The 16,852-nt window shown below is 69.1% G+C and carries 13 protein-coding genes and 1 pseudogene; 5 read left to right on the top strand and 9 right to left on the bottom strand.

Translation table 11 applies throughout. From position 1 onward, the window contains the following. Positions 1–413: 413 nt before the first annotated feature. The 3 genes from ACFVXJ_RS29185 to ACFVXJ_RS29175 all read right to left on the bottom strand — a co-directional run bounded on the left by ACFVXJ_RS29185 (position 414) and on the right by ACFVXJ_RS29175 (position 2,947). Entirely contained in the window at positions 414–773 is a 360-nt protein-coding gene (locus tag ACFVXJ_RS29185; protein ID WP_389666215.1) for a subtilase-type protease inhibitor, read from the bottom strand. Positions 774–1,478: 705 nt separating this feature from the next. Beyond that, positions 1,479–2,228: a GAF and ANTAR domain-containing protein gene (locus ACFVXJ_RS29180; protein WP_389666213.1), complete on the bottom strand. Its 750-nt coding sequence runs from the start codon at positions 2,226–2,228 to the stop codon at positions 1,479–1,481. Then, positions 2,225–2,947 carry an ANTAR domain-containing protein gene (locus ACFVXJ_RS29175; RefSeq protein ID WP_389666211.1) on the bottom strand — a complete coding sequence of 241 codons (723 nt, stop codon included), beginning with the start codon at positions 2,945–2,947 and terminating at the stop codon, positions 2,225–2,227. The genes ACFVXJ_RS29180 and ACFVXJ_RS29175 overlap by 4 nt, the downstream gene beginning before the upstream one ends. 1,047 nt (positions 2,948–3,994) lie before the next feature. Here ACFVXJ_RS29175 and ACFVXJ_RS29170 point away from each other — a divergent pair. Next, positions 3,995–4,351, top strand: a complete 357-nt coding sequence (locus ACFVXJ_RS29170) for a PRC-barrel domain-containing protein (RefSeq protein ID WP_389666210.1) — start codon at positions 3,995–3,997, stop codon at positions 4,349–4,351. A gap of 27 nt (positions 4,352–4,378) precedes the next feature. Next, positions 4,379–4,552, top strand: coding sequence for a hypothetical protein (locus tag ACFVXJ_RS29165; protein WP_361319607.1), 174 nt, complete (start codon positions 4,379–4,381; stop codon positions 4,550–4,552). 564 nt (positions 4,553–5,116) lie between these two features. Here ACFVXJ_RS29165 and ACFVXJ_RS29160 read toward each other — a convergent pair. The 3 genes and pseudogenes from ACFVXJ_RS29160 to ACFVXJ_RS29150 all read right to left on the bottom strand — a co-directional run. Then, positions 5,117–5,266 (bottom strand): annotated as a pseudogene (locus ACFVXJ_RS29160) (helix-turn-helix domain-containing protein); the annotation flags it as partial. Between the two features lie 613 nt (positions 5,267–5,879). Continuing rightward, positions 5,880–7,034 carry a N(5)-(carboxyethyl)ornithine synthase gene (locus ACFVXJ_RS29155; RefSeq protein ID WP_389666208.1) on the bottom strand — a complete coding sequence of 385 codons (1,155 nt, stop codon included), beginning with the start codon at positions 7,032–7,034 and terminating at the stop codon, positions 5,880–5,882. A gap of 174 nt (positions 7,035–7,208) precedes the next feature. Further along, positions 7,209–7,334 (bottom strand): hypothetical protein, encoded by a 126-nt coding sequence (locus tag ACFVXJ_RS29150; RefSeq protein ID WP_389666207.1) that lies wholly within the window; start codon positions 7,332–7,334, stop codon positions 7,209–7,211. Positions 7,335–8,190: 856 nt separating this feature from the next. On the opposite strand from ACFVXJ_RS29150, the gene ACFVXJ_RS29145 reads away from it, so the two are divergent. Both ACFVXJ_RS29145 and ACFVXJ_RS29140 read left to right on the top strand, forming a co-directional pair. Continuing rightward, the gene (locus ACFVXJ_RS29145) at positions 8,191–8,436 is read left to right on the top strand and encodes a hypothetical protein (RefSeq protein WP_389666206.1); all 246 of its coding nucleotides are present in this window, start codon (positions 8,191–8,193) and stop codon (positions 8,434–8,436) included. A 98-nt stretch (positions 8,437–8,534) separates the two neighbouring features. Then, positions 8,535–9,410, top strand: coding sequence for a universal stress protein (locus ACFVXJ_RS29140; protein WP_389666204.1), 876 nt, complete (start codon positions 8,535–8,537; stop codon positions 9,408–9,410). Between the two features lie 55 nt (positions 9,411–9,465). Here ACFVXJ_RS29140 and ACFVXJ_RS29135 read toward each other — a convergent pair whose 3' ends face one another. The 3 genes from ACFVXJ_RS29135 to ACFVXJ_RS29125 all read right to left on the bottom strand — a co-directional run bounded on the left by ACFVXJ_RS29135 (position 9,466) and on the right by ACFVXJ_RS29125 (position 14,068). Further along, positions 9,466–12,114 (bottom strand): cation-translocating P-type ATPase, encoded by a 2,649-nt coding sequence (locus ACFVXJ_RS29135; protein WP_389666202.1) that lies wholly within the window; start codon positions 12,112–12,114, stop codon positions 9,466–9,468. Between the two features lie 693 nt (positions 12,115–12,807). After that, positions 12,808–13,488, bottom strand: coding sequence for a helix-turn-helix domain-containing protein (locus tag ACFVXJ_RS29130; protein WP_389666201.1), 681 nt, complete (start codon positions 13,486–13,488; stop codon positions 12,808–12,810). 163 nt (positions 13,489–13,651) lie between these two features. Beyond that, positions 13,652–14,068 carry a DUF1003 domain-containing protein gene (locus ACFVXJ_RS29125; RefSeq protein ID WP_389666199.1) on the bottom strand — a complete coding sequence of 139 codons (417 nt, stop codon included), beginning with the start codon at positions 14,066–14,068 and terminating at the stop codon, positions 13,652–13,654. Between the two features lie 310 nt (positions 14,069–14,378). On the opposite strand from ACFVXJ_RS29125, the gene ACFVXJ_RS29120 reads away from it, so the two are divergent. Next, positions 14,379–16,739 carry a phosphoketolase gene (locus ACFVXJ_RS29120; protein WP_389666197.1) on the top strand — a complete coding sequence of 787 codons (2,361 nt, stop codon included), beginning with the start codon at positions 14,379–14,381 and terminating at the stop codon, positions 16,737–16,739. The last annotated feature ends 113 nt before the right edge of the window (positions 16,740–16,852 follow it).

The raw sequence follows: 16,852 nt of genomic DNA, 5'->3' as shown, positions 1-16,852 counted from the left end.
TCCTCGCCGAGGAAATTCCTGTCGGCCACGACGGAGGTCCGGGCACGGATTCCGTGAGGCATCGTGCTCCACCGGGCCTATCAGGGTCTGTGGCTGGCGACTCACGGACAACGGCCGGGCGCTTTGTGAAGGGAAGGTGGGCTTGGCCGAACATGGTCACGCTTGAGGGCCTTGAGAGGGCGTTTGACGTGGCCTTCGACCTGGGCGGAGGAGCACTCGGTACGTGACCGCCCGCCCGCCTTTCGACCCTTTCCCAGGCGGTCTGCCGGCCGGGCGGTCATTCCTCGGTGAGGGCTTCATCGTGGGCCGCTCGCCGAGCCGGCGCCGGCGCCGACTTGGGACCTACTGCGGCGATCAGCCCCGGGGCGCCGTTCATGAGGCGTGGGCGGGTGCCGCTTGGAGGTGGCGTGGGGTCAGAACGCGAAGACGGGCGTGCCGTTCAGGGTCGCCGACATGACGCAGGTGTTGGAGAAGGTGTGCTTCCAGGTGACACGGTCGCCCTGCCACACGCCGTCCGCGGTGATGGTGACGGGGGCGTAGATCATCGGACACACGCGGTGTGTGTCGGGGGAGGCCAGCTGGTGGTCGAACGACCCGCCGGAGGCGTTCAGGGCCGCGCAAGCGGCTCCCGGAAGCGGGTGAGTGCCCCGCGGGGTCGGCGTGCAGCTGAGAGTGACGGCTCGCATGACGGGGGCCGTGACGTTGTCTCCTTGGGCGAGGGTGAAGACCAGGGCGGTAGGGGCGTACAGGCTCGTGGACTGGGCCTCTGCCATACCGGAGGCTCCGGCGAGGCAGAGCAGTGTGGCAGCCGACACATTGACGATGACGCGCATGGAGGGGACCCACTTTCGATTCCGAGTTTGAAGGATGGAAGATCCTTGCGTTTAGCGCCTTGAACGGACGACTGATGTATGGCGGGGTGCGCACGTTGGGCGCCTGGTTGCGCTGGGCGCACCGGAGGTTTGTCGTTTCTCGGTGCTCGCGTCTGGTGTGATCCCCGTCCGCACGGCCGCCGTCCCCACGCGGCGGCCGTGCGTATGAGAACGCGATGTCGCGTCTCGTGCTCTCATGGGGTGTCCCCACCGCAACGGGACCGGGGAGTTGCCCCGTCTCGAACGCGGAGAGGTCGGGGCCGGAGCGCTTGTAGGACTGCGACAGCTCTCCAGCCATGCCTCGATGGTGTGACCGGCTCGTGGGCTGGGAGCCTGGAAGGGCGTCGCGCGCAGGGTATGAACCCGCTTGTGCCGCTTCTCACCGTGAATATAGGTGGATGGCGCCGGGAGAGGAAGACAATCTGAACGTGTGATCTTGACATGGTGAGGTCAACCCGAGCGGGTCGGACCGAGCTCTCCCCGGGGGCCCTCCCCGAACAGGAGGCATGGCAGCGGGTCCTTCGACCCACCGGGCGGGCCCGCTCTGCACCGTGCAGGGCGGACCACTGCCACGTACGCCTTGCCTGAGGTTCGCGTTGAGACTGCTCAGTGCTTTGGAGGCTCGGTTCCGGGGCGGGGGATGGTGGTGGTGTCGAGTGTGCCGTCGAGGACCTCGCCCGCCAGTTTCGTGAGTTGCCGGTTGTGGGCGCGCGCGTAGGAGCGGAGTGCGAAGAACGCGTCGTCGACGGAGGTCTGCCAACGCTCCGCGAGGACGCCCTTGGCCTGTTCCAGGACGATGCGGCTGGTCAGCGCGTGTTGGAGTTGCGCTCGCTCGATCTGGCCGTGATCCACGGTCCGCTGCTGAAGGATGGCGATGGTGGCCACGTCCGCCAAGGCCTGCGCCACGGTGAGATCCGCTCCAGTGAGGCGGCCGGGACGTTCCTGGAAGATGGCGAGAGTGCCGATGACGCGGCCGCGCAGGCGCAGGGGAAACACGTCCATGGCCGTGAAGCCCGTCCGGACGGCCAGGGAGGCGAATCGCGCCCAGGGCCCGATGATCACCGGGTCGGTGAGGTCGATGCCGGTACGGGCCTGTCCGCTTTTGTAGCAGTCCAGGCAGGGGCCCTGACCGTGTTGGAGGGCGAACAACTCCAGCAGACGGGTGTGTTCGTCGGAAGCCGCGATGGTCTGCAAGCCTTCGTCCGGATCGCCCAGCAGGATGCCCGCCGCCGCCACCCGGAGCAGATCCGTGCAGCGCACCGAGAGTCGTTGGAGGAATTCGATGAGGTCGAAGTCGTCGGTGAGGGAGTCGGCGGCCTCGACGAAGGCCTCGGTCATCAGGCGTTCTCGGGTCATGGCAAGCCATCCTTGTCTGCAACGGTCGGGGGCGGGCCGTCAGGGGCCAGGCGAAGCCGGCGGTCCACGATGTCCTGGGCGGTGTCGGTGAGGGAGCGTCCGCTGCCGTAGGCGTGTGCGCGCAGGCGCAGGAGTGCCTTGGGCAGGGGGAGGGACAGCTGGACGCTGAGCATTCCCGTCGCCTGATGCACTACCGCCCGCCCCAGGGCGCCGGGGAATCCGGCGTGTTCGCAGGCGTCGTGCGGTGCGCCGTCTTCCAGGCAGTGGGCGGTGAGGGCGCCGGCCAGGGCGAGGGCGTCATCCGTCTCGCTCGATGTGAGTGATCCCGGAGTGCGGCGCAGCGCGGTCAGGACACCGACTCGGATCGCGCCCACGCCCATCGGGAAACAGAACACCGCACTGGCCTCGGCCTCCGAGGCCAGTGCGGGCCACCGGTCCGACCGGCCACCGATCAGGTCCGGTGCCCACACCATCACGCCGCGGCGCACGGCGTCGGGCCCGGGCCCCTCGCCGAGAGTGAACTGAAGGTCCTCGAACCGGCGGGTGTCCTCGTCGGTGCACCACATGAGCTCGATCGCCTCGTCCTCCGCCGACAAGGACACGGCGAGGCCGTCCACGCCGAGGATCTCGGTGGCGGCGGTGATGACGCTCTCCACCCCCCCGGGCCCGTCACGCCGACGCAACCGGCCAAGCACCCGCGCCATGTCGACACTGATCATCCCGAAACATTCGTGCGAGCCATGCCGGCGAAGACGTCCACCACGGACGGGAAGGCGGGTACTGCGGATGAGATGGGCATGAGAGCCCTCGGTTCTCTTGGCCTTCCGGAAGCGGCGGCCACACGACCAAGACACACGTCCGGCTCCCTGCCCAACGTGTAGACCTTCGCATGGTGCGGCTTTCCCCTCAGCGTACGCCCAAGATCCGCACGGACGATCCCCACCAGCGTTTTCCAGCCTCCCCACCCCTGTGACCCCTTCGTAGTGTGGCCCGACGAGAGCTCGGCGAAGTGCGACCACCCGCCTCCCGACACGGCACCCTCCCCCTCGTCCATCCGTCGTCAGCGCCGGTGACGAGGCCCTCCTCAGCGGTGGGACCGAGATCGGACCCGGCCCTCGCGTCCGCCGGTCCTGCAGACTGACGTCGTTGGCCGGGTTGTGAAGCCGTTGTCACCGCCGCCGCGGGCTCCGTAGACGCGGACGAGCCCGCCACCATGGTGGCGGGCTCGTCCGCGTTCGATGTCGGATTCGGGCTCCAGCCCTTATAAGAGCGCGACGTACTACTACTTCGCCGCCCGCATCCTCGGCGTCCTCAACGACACGACCGAACCGCTGCGGGCCCGGGACGTCTGCGAAGCCCTCGACCATGAACCGCTGCCCAAGAACATGGAGGGCACCCGCGCCAAACTGAAACGCCTGGTCAAGCTCGACATCCCCCTGGCCCAACCTCACCCAGAAACAGACACCAACTCACGAACCGCCCTCTCATCGCGCAGACACGCAGGGCACAGACCGTATGGAGGACTGGGGTCGCTGGTGCGTGCTCTGCATGCCCAGCAGTGCCCGTGATCGCGAGCCGTGCACGCGTCGGGACACTCGTTGGGATCGGGCTTCCCGATCATCGGGTTCCGGACGTCGCCGTCGTCTCGGTCCACGGCACCAGTCCCCGCCGACTCGCCACCAGAGCACGTCTGGTTCGGGTGGGCTGTGCGGGGCAGGCTGGGAAGTGCCCTCTTCGGGTACACCGCCGTGCGAAGGGAAGCCGGAATGATCCGATGCGCGGATATCCGTGAGTGGCGCACCCACGACGTCATTGACGCGGGCGGCCACAAGATCGGCACGCTGGAGGCCGTCTACGTGGACACCAGCACCGATGAGCCGGCCATGGTCACCGTCCAGGTGGGGTTGCCCACCCGCCGCCACCTGGTCTTTGTCCCCCTGAACGGCGCGATTGTGGGGCCGGGCTATGTGAAGGTCGACTACGACCGGTCGCTGGTGAAGAAGTGCCCGCCGATCGGCACGGACGACGTCCTGCCCGCCGAGGACGAGGCGGCGGTCTTCACGCACTACGGTCTGCCCTACCAGAGCGGCGTGAACGGTGAGCGGCAGCTCGCCCGCCGCTAACCGGCCCCATGGAGGAGGTACCTCATCGTGACGTTCTTCCTGCTTCTCGTCATCGCGGCGATCGTGCTGGGCATCATCGGCGTGATGGTGAAGGGGCTGTTCTACTTGCTCATCATCGCGATCGTGGTGTTCGTTGCCGCCCTGGTGTACCTGGGGCTGCACCTGCGGCGCTCCGGCCGCCACCGCCGCACGCTGCGCTGAGACGTCTTGAGGCTGCCGGCCCCAACCACAACCGGCTGGCCCCGGCAGCCCCCGGGGTGACACGGGCGGGCTTCCGGGGCTGCCCGCCGGACGGCGTGGTGCGTGCCCCGGGGAAGGCAGTTGCACCGACGCCGGTCTACCGGGTGGGCCACGGCCAGCGGCTTGCCGCCTCATCCACTCCCCGTCCGCGTGGCCGGGCACGACACGTACTGCCGCCTTCCAGTGGACTGCCCGCGCGGCGTAGATCGGCTCGTTGGAGCGGATCTCGACGGCTCCACCGGGGCGGTGGCGGGTACCGTCCGCACGGTCGTCGCGGTCATGGACGTACCAAGGCGCCCACCGCCGTCTGAGGCCGCGAAGTGCCGCGCGCCCCGGCGGCCTGGGCCGTGCGGGCCCAGTGGATACCGGCGACCTGTTCCTCCTTAAGCTCACGCATTCGGTCTTTGAGGATCCTCATGCCCCGATCCCAGCCGATCCGCTCCGCGATCACGGTGGCGGGCATCGTCGGGGTCTCCCGCAACAGCCCCGGATCGGACCCGACCGCGTCGACTGCCGAGCCCTTCACCGCAGCTCGTACTTCGGCGGCCGATCCGTGGCCAGAGCCCGCTTGACCGTGTTCTTCGAGATCCCCAGATGCCGGGCGATCGCCCGGATCGGCACTCGCTCGGCCCGATGCAGCCGGCGGTTCTCTGCCCAGTCCTCCACGAGGATCATCCTTCCCTCCAGACCTCGATCACCAAGGGCAGAGTCAGATGAAGATCACGAAGTAGGTCCTTTGATACACCGTCAGAGGGGCCCCAGTTGCAGGGCGATCGGCGCACGCCGTGTCCCTGCTGGTGGAGGGCATGCACGGCCCTGAGGAGGATGCGTTTGCGGAGCAGGGGGAGCTTGGCGCGGCCGAAGCCTCTGCCGTTTGAGCCGGGACTGGACCTGGGACGCCACCCCGTGAGCGGCTGGCCTCCTCGTGGCGTCCCCGGTCACCGGCGCCCCGGAGCGTCGCGGCCGGCACACGCCGCTCCCGGCCAGCACACCTCCCATGACGCACCTCGCCGGTCGGCCTACGCCCCCGTGCTCCGCGCTGCCGCGACATCCGGGCCCGGTCGCCCCCTGGACACGCCAGGCCAGCGGGGCCGGCGCTTCGCGACGGCGGGTCGCTCCTCCAGCGGCAGGTGCGGCGTGTCGGGGTCGGCTGGTGGCTGCTGGTCCGGGTCGGGTGCGGCTCTGGGCCGGGAAGTTGGGGACGTACGAGCCACGGCTGACGGATGGCCGGGGCTTCTGGTCGACGGTGTACCCGGCGCGGGTACGCCGTCGACCAGGTGGCGGCGGTTCAGAGCAGCGCGTGCGGGTACTGTTCGGCGCGGTGCTGGAAGGCGAGGATCGCGGGGTTCTGGACGGTGCCGCCGCGGATCTCGATCGCTCGGCGAATCGTGCGGTCACCATCCCAGCCGGCCGGCCCTTCGAGGACCGGCCGCAGGAACGGGATCAGCGCCTCGCTGTTCTCCCAAGTGGCCGCATCCCACAGGTAGGAGGGGCTGTGGTCCACGGCGTAGTAGTGGACGTGGTCGCCGACGGTGAACATCGGCGCGTTGAAGGTGGTAGGCCGAGCCCAGGCGAAACCCATGCCCTCGTCGCAGGAGACGTCGATGACGAGGGTGTTGGGCGCGAGCTTCGGCAGGTCCTCCTCTATCAGGAACATCAGCGGCGCCGCGGTGTCCTGGAGCACGCAGTTGACGATGATGTCGTGCCCGGCGAGGAACTCGGCCAGCGGCTCCGGGCCGTCCTCAGTGAGCGCGATGCTGCGCCGAGGGTCGAGAGTGTCGTCGGCCACGTCGTGGTCGAAGTGCACGATCCGTGCCGAGTGGATCGGTGAGCTGACGGCGGCGATGCCGCGGGCAGTCAGCACGTCCACGTCGTGAACGCCCAGCGCGCTGAGCGCGGTTACCGCGCCGCGGGCGGTGGCGCCGAAGCCGATCACAACCGCACGCCGCCGACGCCCGTAGTCACCGGTCGCCCCGGTCAGCTGCATGGCATGCAGCACCGACGAGTAGCCGGCCAGCTCGTTGTTCTTGTGGAAAACGTGCAGACTGAATCCACCCTCCCGGGTCCAGTGGTTCATCGCCTCGAAGGCGATCACGGTGAGCCTGCGGTCGATGGCGGCCTGCGTGACCTTCTCGTCCTGTACGCAGTGCGGCCACCCCCACAGCACCTGCCCGTCCCGCAAGTCCGCCAGATCTTCGTGCAACGGTTTGGCCAGCAGGATGACGTCACACTCTGCGATCAGCTCCTCGCGAGAGCGGAAACCGGCAACCCACGGTGCAAGCTGACGGTCCGAAACACCGAAGTGGTCTCCGTAACCAGTCTGCAGATGGATGCTGGGCTGAAGGTCGGCGTCGATGCGTTCGAAGTGCGCCGGGTGGATCGGCAGACGGTGCTCGTTCTCTTTGCGGGTCTGCGACATGATTCCGAGCTTGAGCTGCTGCAAAATACCCCTTTGATTACTACCTGTCTAGCACACCCCGGAGCGCGGGACCTATTGGTTGGCAGTGCTCCTCCGGCCGGGCGCCCTGATGGGCACCCAACCCAGGCGTCTTCAGCTGACAAGCGGGGAATGCCGGTCCGGGCTGCCATCTGCGCCACCCTCGCCGACCGGACGCTGTCACGGCACGGTCGCGTTCGGTGCGGACTTCGGCCGACGAGGACCCTGCATCTTCTGAAACTCGTGCGCGGCCTCGATCACCAGCCGGGTCTCCTCATCCCCCAGCGCCCACAGAGGGTAGATCATCGGCTGCGGCCGTAGGACGAAGTCGAGGCCGGTGGGACTCTCAACCGACGCCCCAGTGCCCCGGCCCGCCGGGCCACCTTCGGTGAGTCACCCGCGGCAAGACGGTCGGCCACGATACGTTCCGCGTACGGGTGCCGGCCTCCCTCGGCGAATAGGTTCCGCAGCTGCTCCTCGGTGACCCTCCTGCGGCCCATCCAGCGCCTGCCGGGACACCGGCCTGTTCCTGCGCCTCTTGCTCATCCCCCGATCATTCCTGACTCGGCGGCAGCCGCGGCACCAAGTCAGCCTGCCGTTATCGGCAGGCTGGCGAGTTCCTCCTCGTCAGCTTCGATCGGGCCGGTCGCAGCGACTGGCGGCGGCGCGGACCGTTTAGTTTGGGGCGGAGCGACAGCCGCGAGCAGGGGGAGCACGGGCGTGGGGGCGGGGCCTCGGCGGCCGATACTGTGCCCGGGATACCGGAGAGAGTGGGCAGGTCGCGGGCAAGGCAGTAGTCCATGACAGCTCGTAGCCACAGCCGGACGTCTGGTCCAGGCGGCCGGTCACCGTGACCACGGCGAGCCGGTCGTGATCTCGGAGACCTCGGCGGTCAGGGTGCCGTCCTCGTCGCGGGTCCGGCTTTGTAGAGCTCCGGCAGCGTCGGCGGCGCGCGCTCACGCGGCAGCCGTCTGTCAGCGAGGAGGGTGTCCGTACCGGTCGTGGTGAACAGGCTCTTCACCTGCGGTGTACGTACGCCGCACGGGCCGAAGCGGATACCGCGGTGGCGGGCGTCGGCCTGGGCGCGCGGCAGGACGGTCAGGCCGCACAGTCACAGAAAGCCACATGGTTGATACTTCAACGTCGGCGCGCTCCGATAGTCGTGGCGCGTCTCGTACTGCGCCTACGGCGCGCCGGGCACCGACCGCTACCGCCCTTCACGCTCATCGCGGTCGTCGCTCTCGCCTTCACCGGAACGTACCCGCGGGATCTGCTCAACCTGGTGGTCGGACGCAACTGCTGGGTGCTGCACGTCATCGCGTACGCGGCACTTATGACGGACGAGTACCCACCCTTGCGGCTCGATCTGGGCGGTGAAGAGCCGATCACCCCGGGCATCGCCCGGTAAGGGCCGGTCGGCTCCGCAACGGACCCCTCGGCCCCTCCCGGAAGACGTTACGAGGGCGGAGTCTGGAACTCACACGGCAACTGAGGGAGATGGGCACCATGGCCAACCTTGTCACCGCCGGCCTCGACGGCTCGCGGGAGAGTGTCGCGGCAGCCCGATGGGCCGCGCGCGAAGCCGACCTCCGACGTGTACCTCTGGCCCTGGTCCACGTGGAGGAGTGGCTGGAGCGGCCCCCTCTCCCCGTCGCGAGCACCGAGGCCCAGCGCCACCGGACGGACGAACTGCTGCGCGAGGCTTCCGAGGAGATCAAACGGCTGTATCCGGATCTGGAGATCACCTCCCGCCGGCTGCCGGGGATTCCGGCCACGGCCCTGGCCCATGCGGCCGCCTCTTCGGACATGCTGGTGCTGGGCTCCCGAGGGCTCGGCAGCATCGCCGGATTCATCCTCGGGTCCGTCGGCGCCGGTACCATCGCCGCAGCCGATCAGCCGGTCGTCCTCGTCAGGGCACCGCACGGCCCGGCAACGTCTCCCGAAGATTTCCGCATCGACGGTGCGATCGTGGCGGGAGTGGACACGGAGGGCCCCTGCGACGCGATCCTCTCCTTCGCCTTCGACGAGGCATCACGGCGTGGGTGCGTCCTGCGGGTGCTCCACAGCTGGACTCCGCCGCCGATCCTCGGCTACGGCTTCGATCTCGGCCCCTCCGTCCAGGAGGAGATCGGTCACGGGATCGCCACGGCTGTGGACGAGATGATCCGCTCCTGGTGCGAGAAGTACCCTTCGGTGGACGTGACCCCCGAGGTACGCATCGGCCAGTCCGCGATCCAGCTCGTGGACGCCTCCAAAGGTGCCGCGCTCGTCGTGGTCGGGAAACGTATCCGACGGTCCGCCTACGGCACCCACATCGGCGCGATCGCGCACGCGGTCCTGCACCACGCCGCCGCGCCCGTCGCCGTCATCGCCCACGAGTAGACGCCCACGCGGATCAATCCCTGGCCGTCCCCGTACCACCGGTTTCCATTGCGTGTCAGGTGTGCGCGGGCTTACGGGTACGCCGCCTCAGGCGGCGCAGTTCGTCGGTGCCCCAGACCAGGACGGGGAAGACCGCGATGAGGGTGACCACGTCGAGGGGCAGGGCGGCGGTGCCGAAGATGCCTTGCAGGGGCGGCACGTAGACCAGGGCCGCGGTGAAGGCGAGTTCGAAGGCGATGCCGGCCAGGAGCAGCGGGTTGGTGAAGAAGCCGATGTCGCGCAGTGCCGCGTGGTCGGTGCGGGCGGCCACCGCCGTGCCGACCTGGCAGGTGACGATGCCCGCGAAGGTGGCCGTCGTCGCGGTGACGTACGCGTGGTGCAACGGGGCTCCCGGGCCGGTGGGATCCCCGGGGTGCCAGCCGGCCCGCCACAACACGTAGAAGAACGCGGTCATGACCAGGGCGGCGGAGACGGTGCCGAGGTAGCCCCAGCTGCGGATGAGCATGTCCTTGGAGATGACGCCCTGAGACATCGGTCTGGGTGGGCGGCTCATGCTGCCCGGCTCCGCGCGTTCCCGGCCCAGGGCGAGAGCCGGGAGGGTCTCGGTTCCGAGGTCGATCGCCAGGATCTGCAGGACGGTGAGGGGAAGCGGGATCGAGCCGGCCGACAGTGCGAAGATAAGGAAGGGGACCACCTCAGGGGTGAGATGGGCGAAGATGTAGACGATGAACTTTCTTACGTTGTCATAGACTTGGCGGCCGGATTCGATCGCGGTGACGATGGTGGCGAAGTTGTCGTCGGTCAGCACCATGGTGGATGCTTCGCGGGCGACGTCGGTGCCGGAAAGCCCCATAGCCACGCCGATGTGGGCGCGGTGCAGTGCGGGGGCGTCGTTGACGCCGTCGCCGGTCATCGCGACGATCTGGCCGTGGGCCCTTAGGGCATCCGCCACCTTCAGTTTCGTCTCCGGTGAGGAGCGGGCAAAGACGACCTCGGCGTCACCATCGGCGAGGAGCAGGTCGAGGTCGTGGTCGCCGATGGACTCGGACTCCGCGACCACGACGAGGCGGGGTGCCCCGATGCCGACCTCTCGGGCCACGGCGGCGGCGGTCGCTCCGTTGTCGCCGGTCACGATGTGTACGAGGAGCCCCGCCTGGTGGCAGCGCCGTACCGCGGCGGCGACTTCGGGCCGCGGGGGATCATAGAGGCCCACGAGACCCAGCAGGGTCAGCTCCGTCTCCGCGTCCTCGCGGCGGGTCGCCGGCACGGAGCCGCCCAGTTCGCGTGTGGCGACGGCGAGCACGCGCATGCCCTGACCGGAGAGATCTTCCGCCGCGGCACGCGCCGTGCTGTTCTGAGCGGCGTCCAGGGTGCGGGCCAGGACCGATTCCGGGGCTCCCTTGACGATCAGCCGCATGCCACCGTCCGCCGGATCCCGCTGGACGACGGACATGAGGCGCAGCCGGGGGTCGAACCGGAAGACGGTGTGGCGGCCCGTGTCGCGCGCGCTGATGTCGAGCGGGGCGCCTCGATCGGCGGCGCCGGCTACCAGTGCGATCTCCGTGGGGTCACCGTGGAGGTGACCGTCGGCGTCCCTGGTGACGGTGGTGCACAGGGCAGCGGTACCGGCCAGTTGTACGGCGTCGGGGCTGGGGTCCATGCCGCCGGTGGGCGTCCACGTGCTCTGCAGCCGCATTCTGTTCTGGGTGAGGGTGCCGGTCTTGTCGGTGCAGATGACGTTGGTGGATCCCAGGGTCTCCACGGCGCTGAGTCGTTTGATGACCGCCCCTTGGCGTGCCAGGAGGCGCACGCCGACGGCGAGGGCGAGCGTGATGGTCGGCAGCAGTCCTTCGGGCACGTTGGCGACGAGCAGTCCAATGGCGAACATCAGCGCGTCGGTCAGCGGCAGTCCCACGGCGACGCCGAGGAGCAGGAACAGCGCGCCCATCGCGACGGCAACGGCGGCGATGAGCCAGGCGACCTTCTTGACCTGCTGTTCCAACGGGCTCGGGTCCCGTAGCGTGCGCTGGCTGAGGGCGGCGATGCGGCCGAGCTCGGTGTGGTCGCCGGTGGCGAAGACCATCGCCCGGGCCTGACCCGCGGTGCAGGTCGTGCCGCTGAAGACGAGGTTGGGTTCACGCAGCATCGTGGAGCCCGGAGTCCCTGGTCCGGCGATGCGCTGGGCGGGGGTGGACTCCCCCGTCAGCATGGACAGATCGACTTCGAGGCCGCCGTCGACGAGTCGGACATCGGCGGGCACTTTGTCACCCTCGTCGAGGGCGATGATGTCGCCCGGAACCAGGGTTTGGGCTTCGACCTGTCGGGACTTCCCGTCGCGGATTACCATCGCGTGCTCGGGGAGGTACTTGGCGAGGGTTTCCACCGCCTGCTCGGCCTGCCGCTCTTGGAGCAGGGCGAAGGCGGCGTTGACAAGGACGATGGCGACGATCGCGATCCCGAGCACGCGGATGTCGGCGACGAACGCCATGGCCGCCGCGACCCACAGCAGCAGGGCGAGCGGGTGCACCAGTTGCCGTACCAGCTCTCGCCCCAAGGAGGTGTGTCCCTTGCGCCGGACCTCGTTGGGTCCGTAGACGGCGAGCCGCCGTTCGGCCTCCCGGGCTGACAGCCCGTCCGTTCCGGTGTCGAGCTCTCGGCGCAGCAGCGGCAGCGGTTCGCTGGGGTCGCGCGGGGTTGGGGGCACCCCTCCCTGAGGAGGGAGATGGCCAGTGAGGGCCTCAGTCATCGTCGACTCCTGATTCGGTGGGCAGTCGGCCGGACCAGCCGGGTTCCATGCGTTCCCAGTCCCGCTCCCCCACGGACACGGGCCAGGGGGCCTTGGCAGGATTCGGCACGGTGATGCCGAACCTGCCGGGGAGCAGTCGGACGCGGACCCCGCGGTGCCCCCGGTGGCAGAGCGTGAACGAGACGGGCTCGATCCCCCGCAACGGGACGGGATCGACGTAGCACCGAGACGCTCAATTCACCTCGCCCAGAGGCGTTCCAGGCCAGTGCTGTGCCGCGAGCGGCGCCGGGTCTCCGGGTGCCCGCGAAACGGGCTCGATGCGCGCGGCAGGAGCTGTCCGGCCGGCCTGTCGAGGGAGGTGTACAGGGCTGCGGCGCGCCGCGACCGCCCAGACCGTGTCGTCGCCCGGTTCGCTGTCGCGGCTGCCGGTCGGCAGTTCGATGCCACGGGACTTCAGGAACGAGTTCACCCCGTCCAGCCGAGGCTTGCCGTCGACCCACTGGCGGTACTCACGGTCCGCTGCCGCCCCTTCCCGGAGGAAGGCCCGGGCGTCCAGGCAGCTTCCGAAGACGGGCTTTTAGGCCGCGGCGTGCAGTGGCGCCGAGTCGAGCAGTGGTCCGTCGGTGTCGAACACGACGGCACGTAGGGCGCTCACCCGGATTGCACACGGCGGCCGGTGATCCGGGTGGGGGTCATGGACATCCAGTGTGTGCGGGGGCCGCCGGCCCAGGGCAGGGAGCGCGCGACCGCGTGCAGGTGACTGATTCGCGCCTCGTCCGTGACTTCGGACAGCTCGCCGACGGCCAGGACGCTCCACCCCTCTCTCATCGCGTCGTCTATGTGGTCCACTTCGAAAGCGACCTCGGTCCCGGACGCCTCGGCGAGCCGCGAGTAGGCCGCCGTCCGGAACGCGATCTCGCTTCCGATGATGACGTAGTTGACGGGGAAGACGGCAGGTCCTTCCGGGCCGGAGAACCCGACCCGGCCGATGCCGTGCGTGGAGAGCAGGCGGCGACATTCGGCCTCGCTCAGTCCCGTCAGCTCCGCATCGCGCATCGCCGTCCCCTCCCCAGGGGGACTGTCGATCGTCCTACCGGTCAGTTCCGCCACTGTCGTGCTCAGCCCGTCCGCGAGCGCCACGAGCATGCCCATGCTGGGCGCCGACGCCCGCTCCTCCAGGTAAGCGATGTACGGCGCGGCTGCCCCGCAGCGCTCCGCGAGCTCTTCGCGCGTGATTCCCAGCTCTTCTCGGCGGGCGGTCACGCGCCGCCCGAGGTCGCCGCGGGCGGCGGGAACCTTGTTCGGGTACGAATCTGCTGCGGTCTTTCCCATGATCGTCATTCCCTTGCCGTTCGGAGCCGGTACAGGAACGTCCAGTGGGCGTCTACCTCAGGCTGTACCCGCTGCCGGCGCGTGCCCAGGGCCGGACGGTCCACTCCCAGGGCCCGTCCGACCCGTGCGGCCCGGTTCCTCGGAATGTGGACCGCGGGCACCTTCACTGTGCGAGAGGCCCATTCCTCTGGTCCGTTTCGGGAACCAGCCGTCGGTGGAGTTCTGTGGTCATCGCATGGATGGCGCGGGTCAGTTCCGTATTGGTCTTGAGTTCCAGCTCCTGCTCGACGAAGTCATGGTCGGCCTTCGCCTGCTGGAACGCCGCCTGCCGGTTCTGGCCGATCATTACGAACGTCGACAGGAAGATCGCCTCCAGGGAGACGACGAGCGTCAGCATCGGCCAGGGATTGGCCTCTACGAACAGCATCCAGAGGGTGAAGGCGGCCGCGTGGAGATAGACGAACGGCATGGAGCCGGCGAACTTCGTGATCGCATCAGCGATACGCAGCTGGACATCGGCGCCACGGCTCTTACGGTGTGCGACGACAACCGGATGATGCCGCGTCTCGGTTCCGTTCACCTGGCCTGCTTCCTAGGGATCAGCGCTCCTGAACCGGTCCAATGCCCCCGTATCGTCTCAAACCAGCCGCCGTTCTGGGCGTACCGCCGAAGCCCGCCTTCAACCGTGGCGACCGCGGTCGCCCCCCATGGCACGTGACCGGCGGACGACCGGCTGCCCACACTCCGCCCCACGCCGATGGCGCAGAAGGGGCCGACCGGCCCCATGCAGGGGTCGGTCCTGCCCTTCCCGCCTCTGGGCCCGTGGGAGCAGGGTGGCAAGCATCGGCTCAGCCGACGCGTGCCCCGGCCTGCGGTTCGAAGGAGTACTCATGACCACGTACCGGATCGCGGAGCTGGACGCGCACTGGCGCGCCGCGAACTATCTCGCGATCGGCCAGATCTACCTCCTGGACAACCCACTGCTCACGGAACCACTGCGCCCGGAGCACATCAAGCCCAGACTGCTCGGCCACTGGGGCACCTCACCCGGCCTGAACTTCGTCCACACCCACCTCAACCGGGTGATCAAGGAGCGTTCGCTGGAGGCCCTGTGCGTATGGGGGCCCGGCCACGGCGGCGCGGCCGTGCTCGCCAACTCCTGGCTGGAGGGAACGTACACCGAGGCATACCCGGACATCGGCCGAGACGCGGACGGGATGCGCAAGCTGTTCCGCCAGTTCTCCTTCCCCGGCGGCGTTCCGAGTCACGTCGCGCCGGAAACGCCGGGCTCCATTCACGAGGGGGGCGAGCTCGGCTACTCGCTGGCCCACGCGTACGGCGCCGCCTTGGACCATCCCGGCCTGCTGGTGGCCTGCGTCATCGGCGATGGCGAGGCGGAGACGGGGCCACTGGCCGCCTCCTGGCACTCCAACAAGTTCCTGGACCCGGTCCACGACGGCGCTGTGCTGCCGGTCCTGCACCTCAACGGATACAAGATCGCCAATCCGACCGTGCTGTCGCGGATCCCGGAGGCGGAGCTCGACGCGCTGCTGAGCGGCTACGGGCACGACCCGCTCTACGTCTCCGGCAGCGACCCCGCCCTCGTCCACCCGGCCATGGCCAGAGCCGTGGACCAGGCCCTCGACCGCATCCACTCCATCCAGCAGAGAGCGCGGGCCGCAGGCACGGATCCGGGCGGTGAGTGCGCGCGCTGGCCCATGATCGTCCTGCGGACCCCCAAGGGCTGGACGGGGCCCGCGACCGTCGACGGGCAACCCGTCGAGGGCACCTGGCGCGCACACCAGGTGCCGCTCTCAGGGGTCCGCGAGAACCCCGACCATCTGATGCAGTTGGAGAGCTGGATGCGTTCTTACCGGCCTGAGGAACTCTTCGGCGCCGAAGGCCGTCCGGTGTCCTCCGTGCTGGCATGCGTACCGGAGGGCGAGCGCCGCCTGGGCGCGAGCCCGTACGCCAACGGCGGCCGGCTGCTGCGCTCACTCCCGCTGCCCGCGCTCGACGCGTGGGCCGTCCCCGTGGAAAAGCCCGGAAGCACCCTGCACGAGCCGACCCGCGTCCTGGGCCGCTACCTCGCGCAGGTCATGAGGGACACGGCCGGGCGGCGGGACTTCCGGGTCGTCGGACCGGACGAGACGGCGAGCAACCACCTCGACGACCTGTACGACGTCACGGGCAAGGCATGGCAGGGCATGACGGAGGCCACCGACCAGAACCTGTCCCGGGACGGCCGGGTCATGGAGATCCTTTCCGAGCACGTGTGCCAGGGCTGGCTGGAGGGGTACCTCCTCACCGGCCGCCACGGCCTGTTCTCCACGTACGAAGCCTTCGCCCACATCGTCGACTCCATGGTCGGCCAGCACATCAAATGGCTGAAGAGCGCCCGGGAGCTGAGCTGGCGCGCGCCGATCGCCTCTCTCAACTACCTGCTCACCTCGCACGTCTGGCGCCAGGACAGCAACGGCTTCTCCCACCAGGACCCCGGCTTCGTCGACCACGTCCTCAACAAGAGCCCCGGCGTCGTACGTGTCTACCTGCCACCGGATGCCAACACCCTGCTCGCGGTGGCTGATCACGCCCTGCGCAGCCGGGACCGGGTGAACGTGATCGTCGCCGGCAAACAACCCTGCCACGACTGGCTGGCCATGGACGAAGCGCGAACGCACGTCGCACGGGGCGCCGGAATCTGGGCGTGGGCCGGAACGGACGACGGCACGCGCGAGCCCGACGTCGTGCTGGCCTGCGCCGGGGACGTGCCGACTCTGGAGGTGCTCGCCGCCACGGACCTGCTGCGCCGGCACCTCCCGGAGCTGGCCGTGCGCGTGGTCAACGTCGTCGACATCGCCCGCTTGATGCCACGGGAAGAGCATCCGCACGGGATGACCGACACGGAGTACGACGCGCTCTTCACCACCAACAAGCCGGTCGTCTTCGCCTATCACGGCTATCCGTGGCTGATCCACCGCCTCGCGTACCGCCGGACCGGCCATCCGAACCTGCACGTCCGCGGCTACAAGGAGTCGGGAACGACCACCACAGCCTTCGACATGGTCGTCCGCAACGACCTCGACCGGTACCGGCTCGTCATGGACGTCATCGACCGCGTCCCCGGACTCGCCGGCCGCGCGGCGATCCTGCGCCAGAGCATGTGCGACCAGCGGATCCGCCACCACGACTGGATCCGCCTCCACGGAACCGACCTGCCGGAGGTCGCCGGCTGGTCCTGGCCCTACTGATCGCCCGCCCAGGACGGTACGCGGGGGCCGTCCGGGTCGGGGAGGGTACCGACCGGCCCTTCCCGGGCCCGCCGCCACCGGCGGAGGGTGGAGACGGACCCGAACGGAGAACC

The organism is Streptomyces sp. NPDC058279 (assembly GCF_042881255.1).
GTDB lineage: Bacteria > Actinomycetota > Actinomycetes > Streptomycetales > Streptomycetaceae > Streptomyces.
This window is presented reverse-complemented; position numbering and strand designations above follow the sequence as displayed.